This window comes from Acrocarpospora phusangensis (assembly GCF_016862995.1).
GTDB lineage: Bacteria > Actinomycetota > Actinomycetes > Streptosporangiales > Streptosporangiaceae > Acrocarpospora > Acrocarpospora phusangensis.
Map to the genome: position 1 here is coordinate 10744 of NZ_BOOA01000011.1, position 23332 is coordinate 34075.

A 23332-nucleotide genomic window follows, 5' to 3' on the forward strand; every position below is an offset into this window, starting at 1 on the left:
ATCGCGGTACACGGCGTCGTCCGAGCATGCCTGCGGGTATCGGCCTGAACTCCCGAAGGCCGCCCGCGAGTCCGCCGGTGCTGATCGATCAATCCCGCGACGGCCGTGGTCCGTCGGGTGTAAGGCTCGTCCGGGCATGCGCCGGCCTGCGGCCCGATGGGGATTCGGCCGACCCGGCCCATGGCATCCGGTATGCGCCGCACCGCCTGGCCGTGCGCCGGCAGGACTTGGACGCCGAGATCGCCAACCCGCACGCCCGGCTCGCCGCCTGGGTCACCCGAGCCCGCCCCGACCTGCTTGCACTACGGGTGTCGGCGTGGAGGGCGCTACGCGGCTGCTGTCCACCTGCGGCGACAACCCCGACCTGTGCGCCTTGCCCGCGAGCTCTACCGAAAACCTGCACCACCCGAAAGGATCTTGCTCGGACCGCTTGGCGGCTATAGGAGCACCCGCTGCCTGACCTAGTGCCCTCCGCAGCACGCCTGCGGATCCAGAATCTCGAACGGCACCAACCCGATCGAGCCGTCCGGCAACAATCCCGGCGTTGTCGCCAACGTCAGCACACCGTCCCTCCGCTCAGGCCGCAGATACCCGCGCGTGTCCAGCACGGCGTGCGGTTCGGCCGGGTACGGCGAGGCCAGCACCGAGACCCGCTCGATGGCCGACCGCCCGAGCAGATCCGCCACCGTTACGACCCCGCTCAAACCGGCGGACCCGCCGAACACGACCGCCCGGCCGCCGCCCGCCTCGAACTCGGCGACGGCCTGCCCGGCCCCCGCCGCCAGCTCCTCCGGCCCGGTACGGCTGTCGCCCCAGGCCACGCCGTACCCGTCCGGAACCTCGGCGGGCTCCAGCACGAGGGTGACCGCGACGTGCGGGCGGCCGTTGCGCACGAAGTGCGTACAGGCCAGGACGGGCGGGCCGAGCACCGTCACCAGGTCCTGGATCAGGTGCTCGGCCGCCGCGACGTCGGCGCTGCCGGCGTCGACTCCCAGAACGGTCATCCGCGCGGCCGCACCCAGAGCGGGTTGCTGTAGAACCACAGGTCGAGCCACGGGTCGGCGTCGCCGAGCACGTCCATCTTCGGCCCGGCCGGGTCCACGCCCGACCCGAGCAGGCCCGCCTCGGAGCGCTTGCCGTCGGTGCCGCGCACCCGCAGGTAGATCGGCCGATCGACGGGCCCGATCCCGTACACGAACCGCACGGAACCCTTCGCGCCCGGCGTGACCTCGAACGACTTGACGACCTTGGTGGTCGGCGTGGTGAACACGTCCGGGTTGGCGGCCGGGCCGGTCACGTCGCCCTGGATCACATCCACCCGGGCCAGCACCGGCACGAACTGCGCCCAGTTCGGCTCGGCGGCCAGGTCGATCTCGACGACCAGCTCGACCGGCGTGCCCTTGCGGACCTCCAGCGTGTCGCCCAGCGTGATGCCCGGGTCCCTGCGGTTTCCGGCCACGCGGGCGCGCACGTTGAGGCCCGAGATCAGGCCGCCGTGGTCGACCCAGACGCGGCCCGCGCGCAGGCCGCGCATGACGGCCGCGTAGGAGAAGTCCTCGGCGCCGACGCTGGTGCGGCTGTAGAAGCCAGGCCAGAAGTCGCCCGCGGCCACCTGTGTGGGCTGCCCGTAGACGGGGTCGTTGTAGCGCCCGTTGGCGTCGAAGTCGCTGTTCGGGCCGCGCTGGGCGGTGTCCCCGTACACGGCGTGCGAGTCCGAGTTGGCGGTGATCCACCAGGGCTTGCCCTCGGCGAGCAGGCTGTCCCAGAGGCCGCCCACGGTGGACGTCATCCAGTCGAAACCACCGAACGTGCGGTAGCTCTCAACCGGATATTCCGGGAATGACGCCGCGCTCGGGCTGCCGCTGTAGAAGCCGCGCCCGCTGCCCGGGCCGAGCGGCACCTTGATCCCGGCCGCCTGGTGGCCGGGCGCGCCCTCGAAGCCGACCGCGATCGACGGGTCGGAGTCACGCCAGGCGCGAATCTCGTGTGGCGAGTCGACGCCGCGCCGCGCCGGGTGGTTGGCGAAGAACAGCGCGTCCGGAATGCGGCGGCGGCGCACCTGCTCGCCCAGGAACGCGATCCCCGCCACGGCCAGCGCCTCGTTGTCCGGGGTGCTGTCCCCGGCGTTCTTGACCGAGCCGTCGTAGGAGTTCTCGAACTCCTTCAGCACCGCGACCTCGTTGCGCCCCGGGTGCACGAACACGGTGGCATGCTCGGCGGCCGGGATATTCCACTCCAGACCCTGGAAGAGCAGCACATCCTTGTATGCCTCGCGGGCCTGCACGATGTCCGGGTTGACCTTCTCCACACCGATCTTGGCGTGGGTGGCGCCCCCGTGGTCGGTGATGACCATCCAGTCCAGGCCGTACGCGTTGGCGTGCCGGACGTGGTCGACCACCCGGTAGTAACCGTCGCTGCTGTACTGGGTGTGGATGTGGTGATCCCCCGCCAGCCACTGGTAACCGTGGCGCGGCTCCCGCCCCGGATGCCGCGGCGTCGCAGCCGCTGCCATGGGGTTGGCCACCGCTCCCGCGGCCACGGCCGCCGCCCCGAGCAGACCCGCCCGCCGCATCAACGACCGCCGGTTCAACTCGCCCGGCTCCAACTCCTGATCCGGCACGGACGTGTCACCCGCGTGATCGTGAACATACTCGTGGTCGTGATGGTGGTGATGCTGGTGACCCATAGCCGCCTCCGTATTTGCCCGTACGGACCAGACCATGGGCCTTCGGGAAGAACGCGTGGTGACCGTGATCGATCCAACGAATGAAGCGTGCCTGCTCAGTAGGGAACCCGGAGGTTGCGCCCACGGCGGTGGTGTACGAGTTTCCGCTGGTAGCAGGCATGGCGTCGTGACATGAGGACGGCCATCGCGTGTCCTTCCGGTCTGCGAAACCAAGATCGGAGGAGACGAAAGCGATGGCCGTGAACGACAGTGTGGACCCTGCCGGCTGGCTGGGCAGCTGAGTGCGGCTGACCTGGTAGCCCGTGCGATCAGCCGAGAGGGTCAGTCCTCGCCGCCCGGGCGTTGACCCTGAGCCGGCCGGCGGTGTTCGTCAAGCCGGCCGGGGCCGCTTCCGGCGGGCCGGTCGGGCCAGCGCGCAGGTGCCACTCGGAACTGCATCCGCCTCTCTCGGGCACAGGCCCGCGATGTCCCGCTCCCCTAGACGGATCTCATGGCCGAGCCGGCGGGCCTGCGACTCGTCGCGCGGTGGGGCGGACCCAACCGGCACTCCGCTAGGCCCTGGCTCGGACGGCTACGTCTCGATCCACACCAGGTTCTCGCCGGAGGCGTACCCCGAAGTCGCTAGTGAAAATGATTATCGCTATCATCATGTTCCTCGCCATCGGAAGGGACACCTTGGCCAGAAACGACGTACGCCCCGTGATCAAGCTCCGGTCCACCGCGGGCACCGGCTACACCTACGTGACCCGCAAGAACCGCCGCAACGACCCCGACCGGCTGACCCTCAAGAAGTACGACCCGATCGTGCGCAGGCACGTGCTGTTCCGAGAGGACCGCTGACCCCATGAAGAAGAACATCCATCCCGACTACCGACCGGTGGTCTTCCGGGATCCGAGCGCGGACTTCGCCTTCCTCACCCGCTCGACCGTCACCAGCGACAAGCGGATCGAATGGGAGGACGGCAACACCTACCCACTGGTGGACGTGGACGTCTCCTCCGCCAGCCACCCCTTCTACACCGGCAAGACCCGCGTGCTGGACACCGCCGGACGGGTGGAGCGGTTCAAGCAGCGCTACGGGAGGCCGTGATGTCGGCGCACTGCCAGCTCACCGGGACCAAACCGGTGTTCGGTAACAACGTCTCCCACTCCCATCGGCGTACTCGCCGGCGATGGAACCCCAACATTCAGCACCGGCGCTACTGGCTGGAAAGCGAAGGCCGGTTCGTCCGGCTGACGCTGACCGCCCGCGCGATCAAGACCGTCGACAAGATCGGCGTCGAGGCGGCCGTGGCCCGGATCCGGGCCCGGGGAGAGAAGGTCTGATGGCCAAGAAGAGCAAGATCGCCGCCAACGAGCGCCGCAAGGCCGTCGTGCTGCGCTACGCCGAGCGCCGGGCCGTACTGAAGGAGACCGTCCGGACCGGCACCCCGCAGGAGCGGGCCGCCGCCGTACGAGAACTCAACCGCCAGCCACGTGACGCCAGCGCCACCCGGATCCGCAACCGTGACTCCGTCGACGGCCGCCCCCGCGGCCACCTGACCAGGTTCGGCATCTCCCGGATCCGGTTCCGCGAGATGGCCCACCGGGGCGAACTGCCCGGCATCACGAAGGCGAGCTGGTAGCCGTGGCCGTACCCAAGCGCAGAACCTCGCGCAGCAACACCCGGCACCGCCGCGCGCAGTGGAAGGCGACCGTCCCCGACCTGGTACCCATCACCGTCGGCGGCCGCGAACTCCTGGTTCCCCGCCGGCTCGTCCGCGCCTACCAGCGCGGTCTCATCACCCCGTGAGAGTGCCGGGGACCGCCCAGGTCCCCGGCAACTCCGACCGAGAGGAGCTGTCATGTCCGTCCCCGTCGTCCTGGTCTCAGGACTGCACGCAGAGGCACGGTCGGCCCTGGTCGCCCGCCTGCTCGCCGAGCATCCCGGTTCCGTCGCAATCCACCACGACCTGCGTGATGTCACCACCGGCGGGGTGGAACGCGTCGTCCGCGACACCACCGGCGTGCTGGACCGCGAACAGATCCGGCTCGCGCACGGATGCGTCACCTGCACCGTCCGCGAAGACCTCATCCCCGAGTTGCTGTCCAGAGCCGCGACCGCGCCACTGCTGATCGCCGAACTGTGGGACTCGGTCGAGCCGCGCACCGTCGCCGAGGCACTCGCCGGGAACGCCGCGACCGTCCACGCCCTGCGGCTGACCGGCGTGCTCACGGCCGTGGACGCCGAAGGACTCACCGAGGACCTGTGCCGCGACCAGCGACTCGCCGCGTGCGGCAAACAGGCGGCGGCAGGTGACGACCGCTACCTCGCCGAGGTACTCGCCCGGCAGATCGAGTACGCCACCGCGATCATCGTGTCCGGCATCGACGAGGAGGACGTGGAACTGGCCCTGGCTGTACTCCAGCACCTTGCCCCGGCCAGCCCCGCCGATGTCCTCGCGCCGCCGGAGGTGACCGGCGCGGCGGTGGACGTGGAGATGCTGGCCGCCCGGGTCGACCCGGCCACCGCGCAGCTCCCCTGCGACGCCCGGACCGGCGATGTCGTCACCGTCGTCTGGCACCGGCTGCGACCGCTGCACCCCCAGCGGCTCTTCGACGCCATCGACGAACTCGTCACCCAGACCGTACGCAGCCGAGGCCGGTTCTGGCTGGCCAACCGGCCCGACCGGCTCCTCGCCTGGGACGCCGTCGCCGGTGTCATCTCCATCGAGGACTCCGGACCCTGGCTGGCCGCCCTTCCCGAAGCGGCCTGGGAGATGGAACCTCCCGCCCGGCGCATCTCCGCCGCCCTGGACTGGAACGACATCATCGGCGACCGCGTCCAGCACCTCGCCTTCACCGGGCCCGACCTGGACCGCGACCAGATCCACGCCCTGCTCGACTCCTGCCTGCTCACCGAGGAGGAAGCCATGGCGGGATCCGACGTCTGGACCGGCTACGACGACCCCTTCGCCTTCGTCCTCGACCTCAAGGAGATCCCCGCGTGAAAGGCCACCGCCCTACCCGCAAGAAGGCCAACCCGCTGATCGGCGTCACCTCCATCGACTACAAGGACACCAACCTCCTCCGCAGGTTCATCTCCGACCGCGGCAAGATCCGCAGCCGCCGCGTCACCGGCGTCACCGTTCAGCAGCAGCGCCAACTCGCCCGCGCCATCAAGAACGCCCGCGAGATGGCGCTGCTCCCCTACGCCACCCGGACCAAGTAGACGGACGGCACTCGTCCGTAAGAAACGATCGCGCCGTTCTACGACTGCTGGATTTCGAAATGCCATGCCGGCACACGTAATCCCCCACACCACCAACCGTGACGGCACCCGACCACCCACCAGCGTCAGGTGACAGTCCCCAGGATTCGGCCCCCGCCCGGGTCCGCGTCACCAGCCGCAAAGTAACGCTGAGGAGCTACTGTCATTTTGTGTGGTCGCGAGACTGGCCCTCTCAGGGAAGGCTGAATGCGCCGCACATCGCGCACCGGCACGGGGCGCGCATCTTCGCCGACGCGGCGCAGTTCGTTCCGCGCCGCGGCTCAATCCGACCGCGCTGGACCTCGATTACGTCGCCTTCTCCGGCCACGAGCTGTACGCGCCGTTCGGCACGGGCGTGCTGGTGGGCCGCCCCGACTGGCTGGCTGGCGCCGAGCCGTACCTGCGTGGCAGCGGCGCGACCCGGGCCGTCACGGACGCGCTCTGGCAGGATTGCGGATCGACGGTGGTCAGACCCATCGGCTGATCCCTGGCGTGCCGTCGTTGCGAGGGTTGGCTGCGTGCTCGGCTTCGGTGGCCGCTGTCGAGCGCGGCCTGCACGACCCGGGACAACAGGGGCTCCGTGTTGGCGTCCAACTCACCGGTCAAAACCACGGTGGTATGAGACTCGTACTGAGTCACGCTCAACCTCAACGACATGGCGACCATCCGCGGTCGGACGCCGCCGTGGCAACGTCCGGCCGCCTTCATAGCGGACAACGTCACCGGGTACCGGACTGCCCAAGAACAATCCAGAGAGCCCCTCGGCAGCGGGGAAACAGCTCACCATCGGCGATCGGCAGGACGGCGACGTTGAGCCCATCCAGCAGGCTGGTGGGTCGGATGCCTGGATGGCTGCGGAGCCGCGCCGCAGCGCCGGTGGAGCTTGCCCCAGCGGTCATCTACGAACGAAGGGAAGGTCAACACGCCACGCCGTCAGACGCCTGACCAGTTACGGCAGATCAGTTCGTCGCTTCGCGGACGTCCTTTCCCTGCTCGGCGAACGCCTTGAAGTCCTGCATGTGCTGTTGCGACTGTTTGCGGAAGGCGCCGGGCATCAGAAGTCCCACCAGCTTCATCAGAAAGCCGCTGAACCGGTATTCGTTCTCGCTCTCCCAGAGCGTCGTTTCCGGGCTGGCTTCGGTCAGCCGCTCGCGCCCGGCGCTCCACATGCCCTCGACGATGATCTCGCGGTCGAAGTGAACGACGCTCGTTCTCGGGATCTCGCGCAGATCTGCCGGTTCCCGGCGTGTGATGGTCTCGGTGCCCTCGATCTTCCGCTGGCCCATCTGCATCACGACCCGCGACTTGGTGCCGAGCTGCCCGTGCTCCCCGCTCAGCGGCTCGTGCAACACCAGGCCCCGCAGCCATTTCGGCAGGTGTGCCGGGTCGGCGAGCAGCTGGGCCACCTTCTCCCGCGGCAGAGCGATCTCGATGGAAACGGTGTATTTCATAGGGCGCACCATTCTTTCCTTTGGGATAACGTGCTCTTGTACTTGTAAAGGGCAGACGTGTGATCTGCGTTGGGTGCCAGAGGATGCGTTCTGCACAATCTCGGTGCGCGTTGGTGCGCTTGCGCGATGTGGGGGCGGCCCTCCGCCTGGCGATTCGTAATCCTCATCGTGGGTGCGAGCACCGAGGGCGCCGGTCAGCTCACCGCAGTAGGAATGTCAGGCCGGGTCGGGTGCGTAGAACTGGGTGGTGGCCTCGACCGCGGCCGCGACGTGCTCTGGTTGGCCACCGGCGGCCAAATGAGCCTGGCCCCAGGCTGCGGCGCTGCGCCGGCTGAACTCGCGCCCTTCGGGCGACTTCTCGAACTCCTCGTGGTCGGCGATCTCACCACCGGCCAAGAGCCGGGCCAGGGTGAGCAGAGCCAGGTCCCAGCCGACGCCGCCGGCGCCTGGGCCGTAGGTGGGGAAGGAGGGCTCCCCAATGAACGCTGCGTGGATCAGCTCGAACTCCGTGTCGCCGGCGGGTCCCGGGACCAGGCGCACTTCCACCTCGCTCGTGCCGGGCCAGGCGTCGGCGTCCAGTCCGTAGAGCCAGGACACCTTGAGCAGACGCGGCGGCTCGCACCGGAGGATGTCGCCGTGCTCACCGCCGTCCAACTCGAACTTTCCGCCAAGCCGAAGGTCCCCGGTGACCGGCTTCAACCAGCGGCGCAGCCGCTCGGGGTTGGTGATGGCGTCCCAGACGTCGTCGATCTCCGCGTCGTATCGACGCCGCAGCTCCACGGTGTACGCCTCGCCAGCGGGCACGCTGCTGTTGCCCATCGCCCGGTGCACGGCGGCCAGCTCGTCCAGTACATCTTTCATGTCATTCCTCTGTCGGTGGTGGATCAGTTTTGCCCGTATCGGTGCCGGACCCGGCCTGCCGGGCGGGTTCCCCACTGGCCCGGGGCCGGCGTACACGCCTGCCCCGGGCCAGCTCGGTCCCCAGGGCGTCGAGGCGCTGTTCCCAGGACCGGCGAAACCGGTCCAGCCACGCGTCGACCTCGCGCAGCGGCGCGGGCTCGACAGCGTAGAACCGCCGAGCACCCTCAGCCCGCACCGAGGCGAACCCGCTGTCACGCAGTACACGCAGATGCTGGGAGACAGCCGGCTGGGAGATGGCGAACTCGGCCCGGATGACGTCCGTGATCGCCCCGGAGGTCTGCTCATCGTCGGCGAGCAGCTCCAGAATGCGCCGGCGCACAGGGTCGCCGAGGATGTCGAACGCGTGCACGACGGAGATTGTACCGGCCTACGCTTATATAAGTAAAGTCTGATATCTTGGCGCCGCGTCGGCGGCACCGCATTGGTTGACCCGCAGAACGTCCGATGAGTTCCCAGAGCAGAGGGGGAACGCGTTTCTGGACCCCCTCTTCACAAACCACTGACCTGCGGTTTCTTAATATCGATCAAGGCCCGGATCCTGCTGCGCCAGTGGGCCAAGGGCCGGCACCTGCTGCGGCGGGCCAGCCAGGCCGTGGACCGTCCCTCGGCCGCACCTCTTGGCCTGCCCCCGAGCCGCGATCAGCCGCCCCGGCGATCCGGTGGGTGAGGCGATCAGCCGCGCGGCGCATTCAGCCTTCCCTGAGACGGCCAGTCTCGCGACCACACCAAGTGACGGCAGCTACTCGGAGTTACCCTGCGACTGGTGACGCGGACCCGAACGGGGGGTCGATTCAGCCCGTCTGTGGACTCGGGGACTGCCGTCCCCGAACCCCGGCTTGGCGTGCGCATCGAACGACTAGATGACCGTCCTCAGCCGGAAATGGAGTGCTGGGCTTCAGCCTGAGCGAGTCGGTAGGAGCGAGTGCCGGTGTCGATGATGGCGGCGTTGAAGGTAAGGCGGTCGACGATCGCGGCGCAGAGCCGCGGCTCGGTGAAGGTCTTGGTCCAGCCGGCGAAGGACTCGTTGGAGGCGATGGCGATGCGGGCCAGCTCTTCTCGTTCGGTGAGGACCTGAAGTAGCAGGTTGGCCCGCGCTCGTCGAGTTTCATGTAGCCGAGTTCGTCCAGGCAAAGCAGATCGTAGCGGCCGTAGCGGACGATGGTCTTGCCCGCTGACCTGCGCCCTCATGACCGAACGCCCGCTAGAGCGGCCACGCAGGAGGTATGAACGGAACGGTCGCGGAGCGCACGGTGTCGCCGGCCGGTGACGGAGCCGGGCAGAAGCGGTCCCGCGCCGGCAGTATCCCGGTGGCAAGGAAGGTGTTCGTCGCCTCGTCGGCGCAGCTGCCCAGTCCGAACACGCCGTGGCCGCCCTGGTCGACGGTGATCATGGCGGCCCGCCGTCCGAGCGCGGCGCGCAGGCCGCGTGCGCTGCGCAGCGACGTGGCCGGATCGCGGGTGTTCTGCAGGATCAGCACATTGCGCGGCCCGTTGCCGGTGACCGTCACCGGCGGTTCCACCGGCCGGGTCGGCCAGGCCGCGCACGGCCAGAGGTTCGGCGGCATGCCCGCCGTCACGGGCCACGCCTGCCGGTCCGCCGCGACCTGCCGGGCGTACAACGCCACGTCGCGCGGCCAGGCGACGTCATCGCAGACCACGGCGTAGAGAGCGGCGATGCGGTTGTCCGCCGGTACGTCCGCCGTCCCGGCTCGGTCGCCGGCCGTGACACCCCCGGCGGATCCCAGCCGGGCCCGGCGCGCCACGGCGGCGGCGTCCACGGCTGATCCCGTGGAGACGGCCGCCGCGACTTCCTGCCAGGATTCGGCCAGGCTCGGCAGGGCGAAGTCGAAGTAGAGCAACCATCGGGTGATCTCGCGCAGCACGTTGCCGTCGAGTTCCGGGCCGCCCGGGTTCGGCAGGGGCTGCTCGTCGAGGGCCGCGGTCAGCCGGTCGTAGGTACGCCGCACCTCATCCGGTGTCGCGCCGAGGTGGTAGACGGCGTCCCGCTCGGCTGCGAAGGCGAGGAAGTCGGGCAGGCGCAGCGCGACCGCCTCGTTCCAGGTCCGAAACATGTCCCGCCACACCAGGCCCGGATCGACGGCGCTGTCCAGCACGATCCGGTCGCTGCGGCCGGGGAACAGCGAGAGGTAGACGGCTCCCAGGTAGGTGCCGTAGGAGGTGCCGTAGTAGGAGAGTTTCGGCTCGCCGATCGAGGCTCGGATGCGGTCCATGTCCCGGGCGGTGTTGGCCGTGGTGATGAACCGAAGCACATCACCGGAGTGCTCGGCGCATGCGGCGGCGGTGGTTCGCGCGAAGGTGACATTGCGCTGGATGCCGCCGTCCGGCGCCGGGTAGGGCAGCACATGCGACCGGGGGGTCGCGGGGTCGATCCCGCAGGTGATCGGGGTGCTGTGGCCGATTCCTCGCGGATCGAACCCGATCAGGTCGTACTGATCCAAAACTTCCGGCGGCAGCACGGTCGCCAGCGCGCTGGGCAGGTCGAGGCCTTGATCGCCGGGACCGCCGGGGTTGGACAGCAGGATCCCGCGGCGCGTCCCGGGTTGCGCGGTCGCGATGCGGGAGATCGTGATCTCGATGGTCCGCCCGCGTGGGGCACGGTAGTCCAGCGGCACCTTCAAGGTCGCGCACTGCTGGCGTGGGTCGCGCTCGATGCCAGGTTGCGGCGGCATCGTGCACTCGCCCCAGACGGGGGCCGCAGTCCGGGCTTCGGCGACCACCGGCTCGGGCGGGCCGGCCAGGGCACGCAGGCCGGTCGGCGCGCCCGCCGCCACGGTGGCCATCGTGACCCCACCGATGAGCACTGTCAGACCTAATCGCACGGATACCTCCAGGTAGAAGCACGGATGTTGTCGATTTCCTTGGAAGAGGGAATTTTTAACATGGAAGGCTTCCTTTACCTCGCACAGGGAAACGAGGTCTTGAGCCCTCGCACCCGACCGGTGATGCCCTGTCGCCAGCCGCGACGTGCTGCGGTCATGTCCGGACGCTGGCCTGGTCTCTTCCGGCCGGGATGATCAGGTGTAGATGCGGTGTCTCTATCGGCAGGTACGCACGTGGGTCCAGCGGGTGGGTTGCGCGCCTCTGTGTAAGGTGAGCTTTGGGTTCCCTGAGGTCTCTGTGGCTTCGCTACCCACTGAACCTGCATCTGCTGCTTGGGTGTCCGACATCGGTGTCCTCGATCCCGGAACCGTCAAGCGTGGCACGCTTCGCGACTATGTCTGTCGGCTCGTGCCGGCTACGCCCGAGGCGCTTCATTGATCGTCGAGAAAGAGCTCTTCGATCGTCAGGTTGAACAGCTTGGCGAGACGGAAGGCGAATGGAAGGCTCGGGTCGAACTTCCCTGTTTCGATCGCGTTGATTGTCTGCCTTGACACGCCGACACGCTGCGCCAGGTCAGCCTGCGTCCAGGCGCGTTCGGTCCGAAGTTCTTTGATGCGGTTCTTCATCGGTATCTGATCTTGCCGACGACGAAGGCGATCGAGTAGACGACTCCCAGGAGCACGGGGAATAGTGCGATATTGACGTCGTAGGCGATGAGGCCGGCGGCGTCCGCGACGACGTAGGCGAATCCGCCGACCCACCCCACACCCAGGGTGACCTCCAGCGCATCCTGTAAGAATTTCCGTTGCAACTCATCGAGTCCACGGAGAAAGCGCGCGAAGGCGACGATCCATCCGATGCCGACGACAAGATTGGCGGCAACTGCGGTCCAGCTCGCCACCGATTGCTGCGAATCCCATAAAAGGTCGGGACCGAACCTGGCCAAGGCAAGGGTCGCTACCCAGGCGAGTGTCCAGAGTACGAGTCGAACGGTTGTCTTGATCGAGTCCCCATAGGCCCCGGTCGCGTTGTGTGCCTGCACGAGTTGCCCTTCTTGTGGCGAGAAGTCAAGTACACTTGACACGGTAGAAGGTGCCCGACGCGATGTCAAGCACACTTGACAATGGCCGAGCCGACCCCGTTTGGACTGGGCGGATGGTCGTGGTGTGCGTTCTCGCCCCACCGCGCCCTGCCCCGGCGGCCTACGAGGCAGTGGCGTCTGCGAGAGTTTGTGACGACGCAGATGGAGACGTCGACCCCGACGGCGATGGTGCGGATGGATTCTCCGCGTTCGCGGCGGGCGAGATCACGGCGCGTTCGTCGTCGTCGACCACGGGCCGCCGGCCGCCGGCCCTTGTGGGATGCGGAAACTCGACCTGGGGTGCTACCTGCGACTATGCGGTGATCAAAGGTGGTGGTCTGTCATGGTTGCAGACCATGGTGTGGTCCCTGCTTTACATGATCGTCCGGCACCTCGCCGCGGGTGTGGGGATGCGAAAACCCGGGTGCAGGCCCAGGCCAAGATCATTCGATGCGGCGAGCGAGCCGTCCCCACGCGCGGCACCGCCCTTGCCCCGGTAACGCCCGGAGACACACCAGCACTACTCAGCGGGCAGCTCAGTCAGGCCGAAGCCGAGCTGGCTGTACAGCTCCAGCTGATCGTAGTAGTCCCGGTGCGTAACGATCATCTCGTCAACGACGGAGGCCATACACGACGCGCGGACGGTGATATGACGACCGGTCCCTTCCAGCTCACGCCCGTCAGGCAGAAGCAGGGGCCCCAGGTGAGTGCCCGTAAACGTCCATTCCGTAACCATGGGATCGTCGCCGGGAACCTCCAGCCACGCCGTCTGACGATAGTCCGGAAACGCCTTGAAGAACTGCTCGTAGAAACAGCCGATCTGCTCACGTCCTTCTGCAATGCCTGCCGGGGTGACCAGGACAGCATCCGGGGTGTAGAACTCAAGCACCCTGTGCAGATCGTGAGCGTTGATCGCTTCGCTCAACCGGCGTCTGATCTCCCAAGGACTAGACATCACAATGGCCCTTCGCTGGTAGCGGGCGGGAGGCATCGCACCCCGCCGAGCACCGATGATCGGCATGACCCATGTCGCGGCGCCCTGTGGAATCGAGCCGGGCCGAAGCCTCAACCGCTCTCCTTCAAAGCTACCCAGCAAGGAGTCAGCCACCGATCCCGATGGCGTTGTGCGTACACCTCGGAAGCTGCCGCGCTTTCCCGCCCGACCCATAGCGATGCCAACAAGACAAAGGATGGGCGGACGCCGGACCGCTGTGCCCGGCGTTCATCGACAGTCGCCGGCCGCCGCGTCCTCGGCCCTGATCGTGCTCATGGCGGCAGCCCTGGTCCTCACTCACACCACCGCTTTAAGCCCCCTGGCGCTGCCCGGCCCGGTGCGGTCCACCGCTGGGGTCGTGGCTGGGTCCGGCATCGGCGTGGTGGCCGCGATCATGGGCGTGGCTGGCGGTGAGTTGCTGATTCCCACGATCGTGCTGCTGTACGCGATCGACATGAAGACCGCCGGAAGCCTGTCGCTGCTGGTGGCCTTCGCCCGCTACAGCCGCGACGGCAGCTTCGCCATCCTGCGCTTTACCCTGGTCATGGCCGCCGGCTCCATCACCGGTGCCCTGCTAGGCGGGTTGCCGCTAGGCGTGATCCCCGGCCTGATCCTCATCCCCGCGCTGTCCGCCATGCTGCTCATCTCGGCAGTCAAGATAGGCCGCCACTCCACTCCTGGGACGTGACTGCCCGCTCGCCGGCCCTGCCAGTTCGCGCATCCGGAGCAAGCTGGACTCCGGGGCAGGAACTGGTCGCCGGCCTGATTGCGGGAGGACGAGATCGGGAGCCGATTAGGTAGTTTTCTATATTGACAGTCTTCTAATCAACCATCAGCCTTTGATTCGACAGGCATCAAATCAAGGTGGGCTCGCCCTGGGCCGGAAGAGAAGGAGAGCCCGATGAGCAATCAGTCCGCAGAACTGCGGGAGCAGGTACGGGAACGGTACGCCGCGGCCGCCGTCGCAGTCACCACCGGAGGCACCGTCTGCTGCGGGCCGTCCCAGGCCGTGGAAGTCGACGACCGGTTCGGCGCCGGGCTGTACGAGGCCGACCAGCGGGACGCGCTTCCCCCGCAGGCGGTGGCGGCCTCCCTGGGCTGCGGCAACCCCACCGCAGTGGCCGAACTGCGGCACGGCGAGCGGGTGCTGGACCTGGGCTCGGGCGGCGGCATCGACGTGCTGCTCTCAGCCCGCCGGGTCGGGCCGACCGGCAAGGCCTACGGCCTGGACATGACCGAGGAGATGCTCGCGCTTGCGCTGGCCAACACGCGTAAGGCCGGCGCGACCAATGTCGAATTCCTCAAAGGCACCATTGAGGCCATCCCGCTGCCCGCCGCCACCATCGACGTGGTCATCTCCAACTGCGTGATCAACTTGTCGGTCGACAAGAGCGCGGTCTTCGCCGAAACTTTCCGCGTCCTTGCCCCGGGCGGGCGAATCGGTGTCTCCGACATCGTCGCCGACGATGAACTGGCCCCCGAGCAGCGCGCCGAACGCGGCGACTACGCCGGCTGCATCGCGGGCGCGCTGTCCTGCCGCGAATACCGGTTGGGACTCGAGGCCGCAGGATTCACCGGGGTCACCATCACCGCGACCCACGAGGTCGCTGACGGCATGCACTCAGCGATCATCCGCGCCATCAAACCCACCCGCGTCGTCCCCGCCGATACGGCGCAGGAAGCCGGTTCCTGCTGCGGGGTGACGGCCTGCTGCACCTCGGCCGAGTCAGCCGAGATCCATGCGCTCACCGTGAGCCAGGCCAAGACGCAGGCGGGCTGCGGCTGCCAAAGCCAGTCCTGATCACCAGGCCACCCCAGTCGTGTGGACTTACGACGCCTGAAGCCACGCGCGCGTGCGCGGGAGCAAGCGGCGGGGGTGAGCATGGGACCATCCCGCATGCGGGAAGCACAGACACACCGCCTGTCGGAGCCCATCGCGGCCGGGACCATTCCTCAGTGCGCGAAAAACGGCGCGACCATCCCGGTCGACGGCGGTCGTACGGTACTCGCCCACGACCCGGAGGCCAGGAGCCACACATGAACAGGTGGCGGCCGACCGATCTGATGATCGCGGTACACGGCGTCGTCCGAGCATGCCGGCGGATCGGTCCCGGCTTCTGCCGGATCAAGCGCAAGCGACAGCAGATCCCGTCGTACGAGCCGAGACGTGCGCATCTCCGCACCGGGTGGTCAAGAACTGACGAACGGTAGTGTCGCCCGGGAGATCTTCCGGGCGACACTGTTCCTGGTCGGCGTCAGGCCGGTACGGCCGGCGCCGTCACCGGCTCGTCATGCCGGGCGTCGCTCGGCTGCCGGTGGATGTACGCGTCGAGCGCCAGCAGCGCGAGGTTCCCCACCGCGGCCGCGCCCACGATCGTGGTGAGCAGCGACGCGAGATCCGACGCCGCGCCGAAGCCGAGGGCCGCGCCGAGCAGGGCCCCGCCGACCGCCGCGGCCAGGCCCGCACGCCGGATCCAGGCCGGCCCGCCCCGCCGGGTCCAGGCCGCGTACGCGCCGAGCCCCACGGCCAGGCCGACCGAGGGCACGGCGAGCGCCGCGCTGCCGACGAAGACCTGCGGCCGGATCGCCCAGACCAGCAGCACGGCCAGCAACCATCCGCCGAGGCCGAACGGCAGCGGCATGAGGACCCGCAGCCAGACGCCGGTCCGCCGGCGGAAGCCGCCGTTGCGGCGGGCGTGCCGGGCCATCGCCAAGAACAGGAGCACGGCGAGCAGCGCACCGCCGGCGGCCCCGCCGGCCAGGATCTTGCCGATGGCCGACATGCTCATCGCGGGCTCGAAGTCGACGGGACGCAGGCCGAACCGCGAGGAGTCCACCGTGCCCCGGTCGAAGAACGTGGTCAGCAAGTGCCGGCCGGCCTCCAGCTGATGCTCCCAGAAGTCGCCGGTGTGGCCCAGCTCGGGAAGGGTCACCTGCTTGCCCCTGGACAGCGCCGGCAACAGCTCCTTGGTGGCCAGCTCGGCGGGAGTGGAGAAGTCGACGGTGCCGCCGATCAGCAGGGTCTCGACGTCGCTCTCGCGGACCGTACGGTATTCGGCGTTGTCGGGGCTGTCCGGCCACACCTGGTGGAAGCCCGACGGGCCGCCCCAGAGCAGGTCGGTGGCCGCGTTGCCGAGGATCGAGCCGGGGTCCCCGCCGGCGTCGTAGTAGCGCCGGGCGGCCGGCGCGTCGATCATGCCGAACGAGGCGAACTCGCCCCATACGAATGAGCCGGGCACGACCAGGTCGGCGATCGTCGACAGTGCCCAGAAGGAGCCGGCGTCGCCGCGCAGGTAGGCGTCGATCAGGGCGGGCGCGTTGAGCGGCGCGGAGCCCTTGCCGTTCTGGAACATGCCGTACATGCCCGCGATCCGGACGTTGCCCTCCTTGATCGGCAGTGGTCCCCAGCGGGCCGGGATGCCGGCGGCGGCACTGCGCATCGAGGCCGCGAGATCCTCCGTACGGGTGGAGCACTTGGCGTCCGCGCGGCACAGTTCCGCGTACCGGGCGAACTGCTGGTCGGTGATCCGCGGTTCCCAGACGAAGTGGCCGGGCGGATTCACCGAGATCATCGCCGAGCGGAACAGCGACCGCGGGTAGCGCCAGGAGTAGATCATCGCGGTCCGCGTGCCGGCGCTCGAGCTGATCAGGTTGATCCGCGAATAGCCCAGCGCGGTGCGCGCGGCCTCCAGGTCGTCGACCCGCTGCGGGATCGAGTAGCCGGTCAGGTCGATGCCGTCGCCGGTCAGCCGGCCGGCGCACGTCTCGAAGGCCCGGGTGGCGGCGCGCAGCGACTCGGCACCGGCGAGGTCGGCCGCCGACCGCAGGGTCTCGGTCACCTCGGGACAGTCGAGCCGCCGCGACCCGTCGACCCCGCGGTATCCGACCAGGACCACATCGTGGTTGCCGGTCAGCCGGCTCGCCTGCGGGAACTTCAGGTTGCTGGCACCGGGCCCCCCGTTGAGCCGGAAGATCGGTTCCCCCGGACTGGGCCCGGTCGCCCGGATCCGGATCACCGGCAGGGCGATCAGGTCGGTCGCCGGGTCGCGCCGATTCTCCGGCACGATCAGCGTGCCGCAGTCGGCCGGTACGGTCCCGGCCTCCGTGTCGTAGTCGCAGGGCTCCATGGTGAGCGAACCGGGCCGCGCGCCGGCGGGAACCGCCAGGGTGTCCTCCGGCAGCAGGTTCAGGTAGGCGAGGGCGAGAACGAGGATGCCGATGACCGTGAGGGCGATGGTGCGGGCAACAGTTCGCTTTGTCATGCCCGAAACCTAGAAATGCGCGGCCGTCCGGACGTCCCTCCGGGGAGGACAGTGCGCGTACCCCAGCTGGGGTACGCCCCCCGAGTCCTACATCAGGCCGCCGCGGTAGGCGACCACGACCGCCTGGGCCCGGTCCCGCGCATCGATCTTGGCGAGAATCCGCTTCACGTGCGTCTTGATGGTCGACTCCGCGATGGTGAGCAGGTCGGCGATCTCCGCGTTGGAGTAGCCTTCGGCGACCAGCTTCAGCACCTCCCGCTCACGCCCGGTGAGCTGGGCCAAGCGTCGCGACTCCGGCGATTCCGTACGGCCGGCGGACGATCGCGTGACGAACTGCCCGACCAGTTCGCGGGTGACCGCCGGGTCGATCAGCGCGTCCCCGGAGGCGAGGGTGTGGATCGCGTCGATCAGCCGCTCCGGCGAGGCGCGCTTGAGCAGAAACCCGCTGGCCCCGGCCTGCAGGGCCCCCCACACGTACTCGTCGTGGTGGAAGGTCGTCAGCACCAGCACCCGGGTCGGGAACCCGGCCGCGACAATCCGCCGGGTCGCCTCGATGCCGTCGATCCCCGGCATCCGTACATCCATCACGACCACGTCCGGCCGGAGGGACCGACACAGCGCGACCGCCCGCAACCCGTCGGCTGCCTCACCCACGACTTCGATGCCCTCGGCAGTGCCGAGCACGACGGCCACCCCCGCCCGCAGTAACGCGTCGTCGTCGGCGAGCAACACGCGTACGGTCATCGAGCCGGCTCCTCGACAGCGGTCGTGACCGCGGTCAGCGGCAGCCGGGCATGCACCTGAAAGCCCCCACGACCGGCCGGACCGTAGGTCACCGTGCCGTCGAAGAGGGCAACCCGCTCCCGGATGCCGAGCAGCCCCCGGCCAGGCCGATAGCCGACCGCCGGCCCGCGCCCGTCATCCCGGATCACCACCTCCAGCCACGGCCCGTCCCGGCGCAGCGTGACGTCGGCGCCGCTGGCGTCGGCATGCTTCAGCGCGTTGGTCAGGCTCTCCTGGACGATCCGGTACGCCGTGAGGTCGAGGCTGCGCGGCAGGTCGAGACCGCCCCCGACCTGGACGGTCACCCGCAGCCCCGCCTGGCTCATCCGCTGCGCGAGGTCGGGCAGCGTGGCGACACCGGACGCATCCGCCGGCCGATCCCCGTCCGGGTCGTCGCTGCGCAGAACCCCGAGCACCCGATCGAGCTCGGTGAGGGCGTCCCGCCCGGCCCGCTCCAGATCGCTCAGCAGCTCCCGCGCCTTCGCCGGATCCTTGTCCAGCACCCGCCGTCCCGCCCCCGCCTGCATGAGCATGAGATTGACCGTGTGGCCGACGAGATCGTGCAGCTCACGGGCGATGCGGGCCCGTTCACCGGCCACCGCCCGTTCCTGGATGAGCCGCCGGGCGGTCTGCTGCTCCTCGCGCCGCCGCGCCATCGCATAGCCCACCGACCACATGGCCAGCCACACCAGCAGAACCCCCGCCGGCTGGGTGGGCGCCGTGACGTCGCGGGCGGCAAAGTAGACACCGATACACCCGAGCAGAACCCCCAGCCCCCACCACGCCTGCCGGCGACCGGCATACAGCGCCACCGAGAAGACCCCAAGCAGATTCGCGTACGGCGCCAGCCAGCTAGGCGACGCGACGAACACCTCAAAACAAAGCGCCGCCGCGCTCAACACAAAGGCGCCGAAGGGAACCCGCCGCCGCAACGCCACCGCCACCGCGAGCCCCACACCGGCCACCACCCCGGCCGCGGCATCCCACCCGGACGCCGGCGTCGCGTCGAGCATGAACCGCTCAACCAGCAGCGCCACCAGAAAGCCGGCCCCCAGCACACCATCGACGGCGAGCGCCGAAGTACGCCCGCTCACCAGCCGCGCTCCCAACCAGGAAAGCCCATGATTCACGCACGCTACCAGTCAAACCCCAGCAGCCCACCGCCCCACGGGAGTCGCCCACCCAGATCCACGAGCGACCCGCGACCCGCCGGCCGCAACCGGCGCGGAGCGCTCGCTTGACCCATGACCAGCCCAGCCTGCCCGACAGAATCCCCACCGCCACCCAGCACGGACGCCCGACCACCCAGCCGGCAGCGAGGGACCACCACCTGGCCGCAACCTCGCCGATGATCTGCACACCGCGGTGGCACGAGCATCCCTCCGGCTTACGCGATCCTGGACGGCATCCGGATCCCCATCAACCGGATCGGCCGTCCGTCGCAGAGGGCGGCTGTACTGACGGCGGCCGGCTGCCGGACAAGCCACCCTCCGTCAGCCGGGCCCTCAAGAACGTCACCTGGTTGATCGCCCACTCCGGCCCGCACTCAGACCGGTCGATCCAAGGCACGTCACCGACATGCCTTGCGACCATCGAAGACTCCCTTTCAGGCGCCGGCGCCGCCATCCACCGGCACGATCGCGCCGGTCACCATCGAGGACCGGTCGCTGAGCAGCCATGCGGCCGCCTCGGCGACTTCGTGGGGCTCGGCCATGCGTCCGAGGGGGATCGATGCCTTCAATCGCTCGACGATTCCGGGCGTCGCCGCCTCCCACGCGTTGATCATCTCCGTGGCGGTGCCACCGGGAGTGATGCCGTTCACCCGGATGCCATCACGGGCCCAGCTCACCGCGGCGGTCTCGGTGATGCTGTTGAGCGCCCGCTTCATCGCGGAGTACGCGGGGAGCGGCGGGTTCGCGCGGCGGCTGCCGATGCTCGACGTGTTGACGATCGCCCCACCGCCGTTGCGCCGCATCAGTGCCGCCTCGGCCGTCATCGCGGTCCAGTGCGCCCGGAAGTTCACCGTGAACTGCTCGTCGATGTCCTCGTCGGTCGTGGTGTCGAGCGGGCCGGGCTGCTGGATCGCCGCGCCGTTGTTGAAGGCACCGTCGAGCCGTCCGTGCAGCTCTTCGACGCGGTCGACGGCGGCGCGGATGCCTGCGCGGTCGGCGAGGTCCAGGGCGACGGCGTCGGCGACGCCTCCATCGGCGCGGATCTCCCGGACAACGCGGTCGAGGGCGTCGGTGCTGCGGGCGGCGAGCACGACCGCGGCGCCCTCCCGTGCGAAGAGCCGGGCCGCGGCCGCGCCGATGCCGCGGCTGGCGCCGGTGATGAATACGACCTTGCCGGTGAGCAGGCCGATGGGGGTGGTGTCGATGTGGTCTGTCATGCCGACAGCGTCGTACCGGCCCGGGATCCGGATGCAGGCACAGGCAGTACCAGGATCCGTCGCCGCGCAGCGTGCAGACTGGAGGTATGGACAAGCAGGAGCTTGGGGCGTTCCTCCGTAGCCGTCGCGAGCGGCTCCGACCGGAGGACGTCGGCCTCCCCTCGGGCTCGCGACGCCGGACACCGGGTCTTCGCCGCGAGGAGGTCGCGGTCCTCGCCTACATCTCCACGGAGTACTACGTCCGGCTCGAGCAGGGCAGGGCGCCGCGACCGTCGGGCGAGGTCCTCGCCGGGATCGCCGGCGCGCTACGGCTCACGGACGCCGAGTCCGATCACCTGCACGTCCTGGCGGGCACTGCGCCGAGCCGTACCGGACTGCATCGGCGCGACGTCCGCCCGAGCATTCTCGCGCTGCTGGAGCGGCTGCCGCAGACGGCCGCTTTCGTGACGTCCGCCGCGTTCGAGGTACTCGCGTGGAACGATCTCACGGCCGCGCTCATGGAGGACTTCTCCGCGCTCGCCCCGAAGGACCGCAACCTCGCGCGCCGGGCCTTCCTCGGGCCGGCGCGCGCCGATGCACCCTTGTACGGGGTCTCCGACGCCACGGAATTCCGGCACCACGTCGTCAGGGAGCTGCGATCCACCCTCGCCCGGTACCCGTCCGACCCCGCGGTGACCGGACTCATCAGCGAACTCCGCGACGCCAGCCCCGAGTTCGCCCGGCTCTGGGAGCGGCACGACGTGCAGACTGCGCCGATGCTCACGAAGACTTTCCGGCACCCGGTCGTCGGGGAGATCACCGTCGACTGCGACTCGCTCACGCTCACCGACCGCGACCAGCACCTCGTGCTCTACAGCGCGCCGCCGGGATCCCCCAGCGCCGAGGCTCTGGCTCTGCTGAACGTACTTGGAGCCGGGTACGACGAGAACCGAAGCGTGATCAGGCGATAAGCAGGCGGCTGTTCGACCCACCGGCCGGCCCGAGCGCCCGCAACTGCGCCCGATACCGCTCGGGATCGGCGAAAAGATCCTCAACCGTGATGACGTAGCAGCCCCATCGCGCACCACGTCCATCGGGTTCCGCCGAGTCGAGTTCCTTGGCGAGGCGCTTGCGCGCCCGATGAAGCCGCAGCCGCACTGCACTCGGCGGCCGCCCCAGCACCTCGGCGATCTCGCTGACGCCCAGTCCTTCTCAGCCCACCAGGCTCAGCAACTCCCGGTCCGCCGGGCTCAGCCGCCGGAAGGCCGTCCGCACCGCACTCGGATCCCGTTCGACGGCCGTCTCCCAGCAGTCGGCAGCTCGGCTCGGAGCTTCGGCGCCAGCGCGCTCGTGCCCCGGCTGTCGCGGTAGCGATTGGCCAGCACCCGCGGCCGGGCTCCCGCAGCACGTACCCAAGAAAACGCGTTGTTTAGTGCGGTTTGCACGTATATGGTCTTGCGCCCGTGGTCACAGTCGTGGAGAGAGTGCTGCCCGCCCGGCTCGGGCGCGGGTTCCGGTGGTTGCTGGCGTCAAGCTGGCTGACCAACCTCGGCGACGGCATCGCGGCAGCGGCGGGCCCGCTGCTGATCGCCTCACTGACCAGTGACCCATTGCTGATCTCGCTCTCGGCGCTGGTAGCCTGGGCGCCGCCGCTGGTCTTCGGCCTGTACGCGGGCATCCTGTCCGACCGTCACGACCGGCGCCGGATCGTCCTGGTCGCCAACGCGGTACGCGCCCTCATCCTGGTGGCGCTGGTCGCCCTGATGGTCACCGGCACGGTGACCGTGGTGACGGCGCTGGCGCTGCTCGCGCTCCGAGCCGTCGCCGAGGTCTTCGCCGACAACGCGACGACCACCCTGACCCCGATGATGGTTCCCCGCGACGACCTCGTCATCGCCAACGCCCGCCTGGGCACCGGTTTCATCACCCTCAACCAGCTCGCCGGCCCGCCGATCGGCGCGGCCCTTTTCGGCCTGGGCCTGGCCTGGCCGTTCGCCGGTCAGCTCCTGCTGGTGGCCGCCGCGATCGTGCTCGTCTCGCGCATCACCCTGCCGCCCCGCGAGGACACCGCCGCCAAGCCGAACGCCATGAGCGAACTGATCGCCGGTTTCCGCTGGACACTGCACCACCCCGCGGTCCGCACCCTGTCCCTCACCGTCCTGATCTTCAACTTCACGTTCGGCGCCGCCTGGTCGGTGCTGGTGCTCTACACCCAGGAACAGCTCGGCCTCGGCGCCGTCGGCTTCGGCCTGATGACCACGATCGGCGGAATCGGCGGCCTGATCGGCACCGGCCTCTACGGCGCCATCACCCGCAAGGTCAGCCTCGGCGCCCTGATGCGCGTCGGCCTCGTCATCGAGACGCTCACCCACCTGGGCCTGGCCCTGACCCACTCGCCATGGGTCGCGGGCGGCATCTTCCTCCTCTTCGGCGCGCACGCATTCATCTGGGGCACCACCTCAGTGACCGTCCGCCAGCGCGCGGTCCCGCCGGAACTGCAGGGCCGCGTGGGCAGCGTCAACACCGTCTGTGTGTACGCGGGACTGGTGGTCGGCTCGCTGATCGGCGGCGTCCTGGCCACGCACATGGGGGTCACGGCACCGTTCTGGTTCGCTTTCGCCGGGTCGGCGGTCTTCGTCGTCGCGTTGTGGCGCCAACTGCTGCACATCGCTCAAGACGACTGAACTGATGGACCC

27 protein-coding genes are annotated in these 23332 nt (G+C 69.2%); 12 read left to right on the top strand and 15 right to left on the bottom strand.

Annotated elements, in window-relative coordinates; genetic code table 11:
• Positions 1–461: 461 nt before the first annotated feature.
• Positions 462–1004, bottom strand: coding sequence for a hypothetical protein (locus Aph01nite_RS09055; protein WP_204040334.1), 543 nt, complete (start codon positions 1002–1004; stop codon positions 462–464).
• A complete protein-coding gene (locus tag Aph01nite_RS09060; RefSeq protein WP_204040335.1) occupies positions 1001–2686 on the bottom strand; it encodes a PHP domain-containing protein in 1686 nt (561 codons plus the stop codon). Before Aph01nite_RS09060 ends, Aph01nite_RS09055 begins: the two co-directional genes overlap by 4 nt.
• A gap of 675 nt (positions 2687–3361) precedes the next feature.
• Between Aph01nite_RS09060 and rpmG the strand changes: the two genes are divergently transcribed.
• From rpmG to Aph01nite_RS09100, 8 genes are all read left to right on the top strand, one after another.
• Entirely contained in the window at positions 3362–3526 is a 165-nt protein-coding gene (gene rpmG / locus Aph01nite_RS09065) for a 50S ribosomal protein L33 (RefSeq protein WP_204040439.1), read from the top strand.
• 4 nt (positions 3527–3530) lie between these two features.
• Positions 3531–3776, top strand: coding sequence for a type B 50S ribosomal protein L31 (locus Aph01nite_RS09070; RefSeq protein WP_204040336.1), 246 nt, complete (start codon positions 3531–3533; stop codon positions 3774–3776).
• A complete protein-coding gene (gene rpmB, locus Aph01nite_RS09075) occupies positions 3776–4012 on the top strand; it encodes a 50S ribosomal protein L28 (protein WP_204040337.1) in 237 nt (78 codons plus the stop codon). Before Aph01nite_RS09070 ends, rpmB begins: the two co-directional genes overlap by 1 nt.
• Positions 4012–4311 (top strand): 30S ribosomal protein S14, encoded by a 300-nt coding sequence (gene rpsN, locus Aph01nite_RS09080; protein ID WP_204040338.1) that lies wholly within the window; start codon positions 4012–4014, stop codon positions 4309–4311. The genes rpmB and rpsN overlap by 1 nt, the downstream gene beginning before the upstream one ends.
• A gap of 2 nt (positions 4312–4313) precedes the next feature.
• A complete protein-coding gene (gene rpmF, locus Aph01nite_RS09085) occupies positions 4314–4478 on the top strand; it encodes a 50S ribosomal protein L32 (RefSeq protein ID WP_204040339.1) in 165 nt (54 codons plus the stop codon).
• Positions 4479–4530: 52 nt separating this feature from the next.
• Positions 4531–5676, top strand: coding sequence for a CobW family GTP-binding protein (locus Aph01nite_RS09090; protein ID WP_204040340.1), 1146 nt, complete (start codon positions 4531–4533; stop codon positions 5674–5676).
• Positions 5673–5897, top strand: coding sequence for a 30S ribosomal protein S18 (gene rpsR / locus Aph01nite_RS09095; RefSeq protein ID WP_239161514.1), 225 nt, complete (start codon positions 5673–5675; stop codon positions 5895–5897). The genes Aph01nite_RS09090 and rpsR overlap by 4 nt, the downstream gene beginning before the upstream one ends.
• A gap of 211 nt (positions 5898–6108) precedes the next feature.
• Positions 6109–6420: an aminotransferase class V-fold PLP-dependent enzyme gene (locus Aph01nite_RS09100; RefSeq protein ID WP_373872277.1), complete on the top strand. Its 312-nt coding sequence runs from the start codon at positions 6109–6111 to the stop codon at positions 6418–6420.
• A 475-nt stretch (positions 6421–6895) separates the two neighbouring features.
• Here the strand turns inward: Aph01nite_RS09100 and Aph01nite_RS09105 are convergent, their stop codons facing one another.
• The 8 genes from Aph01nite_RS09105 to Aph01nite_RS09140 form a co-directional block, all read right to left on the bottom strand.
• The gene (locus tag Aph01nite_RS09105) at positions 6896–7387 is read right to left on the bottom strand and encodes an SRPBCC family protein (protein WP_239161515.1); all 492 of its coding nucleotides are present in this window, start codon (positions 7385–7387) and stop codon (positions 6896–6898) included.
• Positions 7388–7603: 216 nt separating this feature from the next.
• A complete protein-coding gene (locus Aph01nite_RS09110) occupies positions 7604–8248 on the bottom strand; it encodes an SRPBCC domain-containing protein (RefSeq protein WP_204040342.1) in 645 nt (214 codons plus the stop codon).
• Position 8249: 1 nt separating this feature from the next.
• Positions 8250–8657 carry an ArsR/SmtB family transcription factor gene (locus Aph01nite_RS09115; RefSeq protein WP_204040343.1) on the bottom strand — a complete coding sequence of 136 codons (408 nt, stop codon included), beginning with the start codon at positions 8655–8657 and terminating at the stop codon, positions 8250–8252.
• Positions 8658–9178: 521 nt separating this feature from the next.
• Complete coding sequence (locus Aph01nite_RS09120) at positions 9179–9496, bottom strand: ATP-binding protein (protein WP_275418892.1); 318 nt, start codon at positions 9494–9496, stop codon at positions 9179–9181.
• Positions 9497–9509: 13 nt separating this feature from the next.
• Positions 9510–11147, bottom strand: a complete 1638-nt coding sequence (locus Aph01nite_RS09125) for an alpha/beta hydrolase (protein ID WP_204040344.1) — start codon at positions 11145–11147, stop codon at positions 9510–9512.
• Between the two features lie 432 nt (positions 11148–11579).
• Positions 11580–11774, bottom strand: coding sequence for a helix-turn-helix transcriptional regulator (locus tag Aph01nite_RS09130; RefSeq protein ID WP_204040345.1), 195 nt, complete (start codon positions 11772–11774; stop codon positions 11580–11582).
• Complete coding sequence (locus tag Aph01nite_RS09135; RefSeq protein WP_204040346.1) at positions 11771–12190, bottom strand: hypothetical protein; 420 nt, start codon at positions 12188–12190, stop codon at positions 11771–11773. The genes Aph01nite_RS09130 and Aph01nite_RS09135 overlap by 4 nt, the downstream gene beginning before the upstream one ends.
• Before the next feature lie 559 nt (positions 12191–12749).
• The gene (locus tag Aph01nite_RS09140; protein ID WP_239161516.1) at positions 12750–13154 is read right to left on the bottom strand and encodes an ester cyclase; all 405 of its coding nucleotides are present in this window, start codon (positions 13152–13154) and stop codon (positions 12750–12752) included.
• 343 nt (positions 13155–13497) lie between these two features.
• On the opposite strand from Aph01nite_RS09140, the gene Aph01nite_RS09145 reads away from it, so the two are divergent.
• Together Aph01nite_RS09145 and arsM are read left to right on the top strand one after the other, a co-directional pair.
• Positions 13498–13911 carry a hypothetical protein gene (locus Aph01nite_RS09145; RefSeq protein WP_204040347.1) on the top strand — a complete coding sequence of 138 codons (414 nt, stop codon included), beginning with the start codon at positions 13498–13500 and terminating at the stop codon, positions 13909–13911.
• A 213-nt stretch (positions 13912–14124) separates the two neighbouring features.
• Positions 14125–15024: an arsenite methyltransferase gene (arsM, locus tag Aph01nite_RS09150; protein ID WP_204040348.1), complete on the top strand. Its 900-nt coding sequence runs from the start codon at positions 14125–14127 to the stop codon at positions 15022–15024.
• A 454-nt stretch (positions 15025–15478) separates the two neighbouring features.
• Here the strand turns inward: arsM and Aph01nite_RS09155 are convergent, their stop codons facing one another.
• From Aph01nite_RS09155 to Aph01nite_RS09170, 4 genes are all read right to left on the bottom strand, one after another.
• Entirely contained in the window at positions 15479–17485 is a 2007-nt protein-coding gene (locus tag Aph01nite_RS09155) for an alpha/beta hydrolase (protein WP_204040349.1), read from the bottom strand.
• Between the two features lie 87 nt (positions 17486–17572).
• Positions 17573–18229, bottom strand: a complete 657-nt coding sequence (locus Aph01nite_RS09160; protein WP_204040350.1) for a response regulator — start codon at positions 18227–18229, stop codon at positions 17573–17575.
• Positions 18226–19362 carry a sensor histidine kinase gene (locus Aph01nite_RS09165; RefSeq protein WP_204040351.1) on the bottom strand — a complete coding sequence of 379 codons (1137 nt, stop codon included), beginning with the start codon at positions 19360–19362 and terminating at the stop codon, positions 18226–18228. Before Aph01nite_RS09165 ends, Aph01nite_RS09160 begins: the two co-directional genes overlap by 4 nt.
• Before the next feature lie 512 nt (positions 19363–19874).
• Positions 19875–20657 carry an SDR family NAD(P)-dependent oxidoreductase gene (locus tag Aph01nite_RS09170; protein WP_204040352.1) on the bottom strand — a complete coding sequence of 261 codons (783 nt, stop codon included), beginning with the start codon at positions 20655–20657 and terminating at the stop codon, positions 19875–19877.
• Positions 20658–20743: 86 nt separating this feature from the next.
• Here Aph01nite_RS09170 and Aph01nite_RS09175 point away from each other — a divergent pair, with 86 nt between their 5' ends.
• Positions 20744–21607, top strand: a complete 864-nt coding sequence (locus Aph01nite_RS09175; protein ID WP_204040353.1) for a helix-turn-helix transcriptional regulator — start codon at positions 20744–20746, stop codon at positions 21605–21607.
• Here the strand turns inward: Aph01nite_RS09175 and Aph01nite_RS41240 are convergent.
• Entirely contained in the window at positions 21597–21842 is a 246-nt protein-coding gene (locus Aph01nite_RS41240) for an RNA polymerase sigma factor (protein ID WP_373872279.1), read from the bottom strand. The genes Aph01nite_RS09175 and Aph01nite_RS41240 overlap by 11 nt on opposite strands.
• Positions 21843–22099: 257 nt before the next feature.
• Between Aph01nite_RS41240 and Aph01nite_RS09185 the strand changes: the two genes are divergently transcribed.
• A complete protein-coding gene (locus tag Aph01nite_RS09185; protein WP_204040354.1) occupies positions 22100–23320 on the top strand; it encodes an MFS transporter in 1221 nt (406 codons plus the stop codon).
• Positions 23321–23332: the final 12 nt, after the last annotated feature.

Excerpts from the sequence above, each read along its gene's own strand:
- rpsN (WP_204040338.1), top strand. The coding sequence starts at position 4,012 with ATGGCCAAGAAGAGCAAGATCGCCGCCAACGAGCGCCGCAAGGCCGTC.
- rpmB (WP_204040337.1), top strand. The coding sequence starts at position 3,776 with ATGTCGGCGCACTGCCAGCTCACCGGGACCAAACCGGTGTTCGGTAAC.
- Aph01nite_RS09130 (WP_204040345.1), bottom strand. The coding sequence starts at position 11,774 with ATGAAGAACCGCATCAAAGAACTTCGGACCGAACGCGCCTGGACGCAG.
- Aph01nite_RS09145 (WP_204040347.1), top strand. The coding sequence starts at position 13,498 with ATGGCGGCAGCCCTGGTCCTCACTCACACCACCGCTTTAAGCCCCCTG.
- Aph01nite_RS09170 (WP_204040352.1), bottom strand. The coding sequence starts at position 20,657 with ATGACAGACCACATCGACACCACCCCCATCGGCCTGCTCACCGGCAAG.
- Aph01nite_RS09155 (WP_204040349.1), bottom strand. The coding sequence starts at position 17,485 with ATGACAAAGCGAACTGTTGCCCGCACCATCGCCCTCACGGTCATCGGC.
- Aph01nite_RS09090 (WP_204040340.1), top strand. The coding sequence starts at position 4,531 with ATGTCCGTCCCCGTCGTCCTGGTCTCAGGACTGCACGCAGAGGCACGG.
- Aph01nite_RS09120 (WP_275418892.1), bottom strand. The coding sequence starts at position 9,496 with ATGAGGGCGCAGGTCAGCGGGCAAGACCATCGTCCGCTACGGCCGCTA.
- Aph01nite_RS09105 (WP_239161515.1), bottom strand. The coding sequence starts at position 7,387 with ATGAAATACACCGTTTCCATCGAGATCGCTCTGCCGCGGGAGAAGGTG.
- Aph01nite_RS09175 (WP_204040353.1), top strand. The coding sequence starts at position 20,744 with ATGGACAAGCAGGAGCTTGGGGCGTTCCTCCGTAGCCGTCGCGAGCGG.
- Aph01nite_RS09110 (WP_204040342.1), bottom strand. The coding sequence starts at position 8,248 with ATGAAAGATGTACTGGACGAGCTGGCCGCCGTGCACCGGGCGATGGGC.
- Aph01nite_RS09070 (WP_204040336.1), top strand. The coding sequence starts at position 3,531 with ATGAAGAAGAACATCCATCCCGACTACCGACCGGTGGTCTTCCGGGAT.
- Aph01nite_RS09160 (WP_204040350.1), bottom strand. The coding sequence starts at position 18,229 with ATGACCGTACGCGTGTTGCTCGCCGACGACGACGCGTTACTGCGGGCG.
- Aph01nite_RS09060 (WP_204040335.1), bottom strand. The coding sequence starts at position 2,686 with ATGGGTCACCAGCATCACCACCATCACGACCACGAGTATGTTCACGAT.
- arsM (WP_204040348.1), top strand. The coding sequence starts at position 14,125 with ATGAGCAATCAGTCCGCAGAACTGCGGGAGCAGGTACGGGAACGGTAC.
- Aph01nite_RS09055 (WP_204040334.1), bottom strand. The coding sequence starts at position 1,004 with ATGACCGTTCTGGGAGTCGACGCCGGCAGCGCCGACGTCGCGGCGGCC.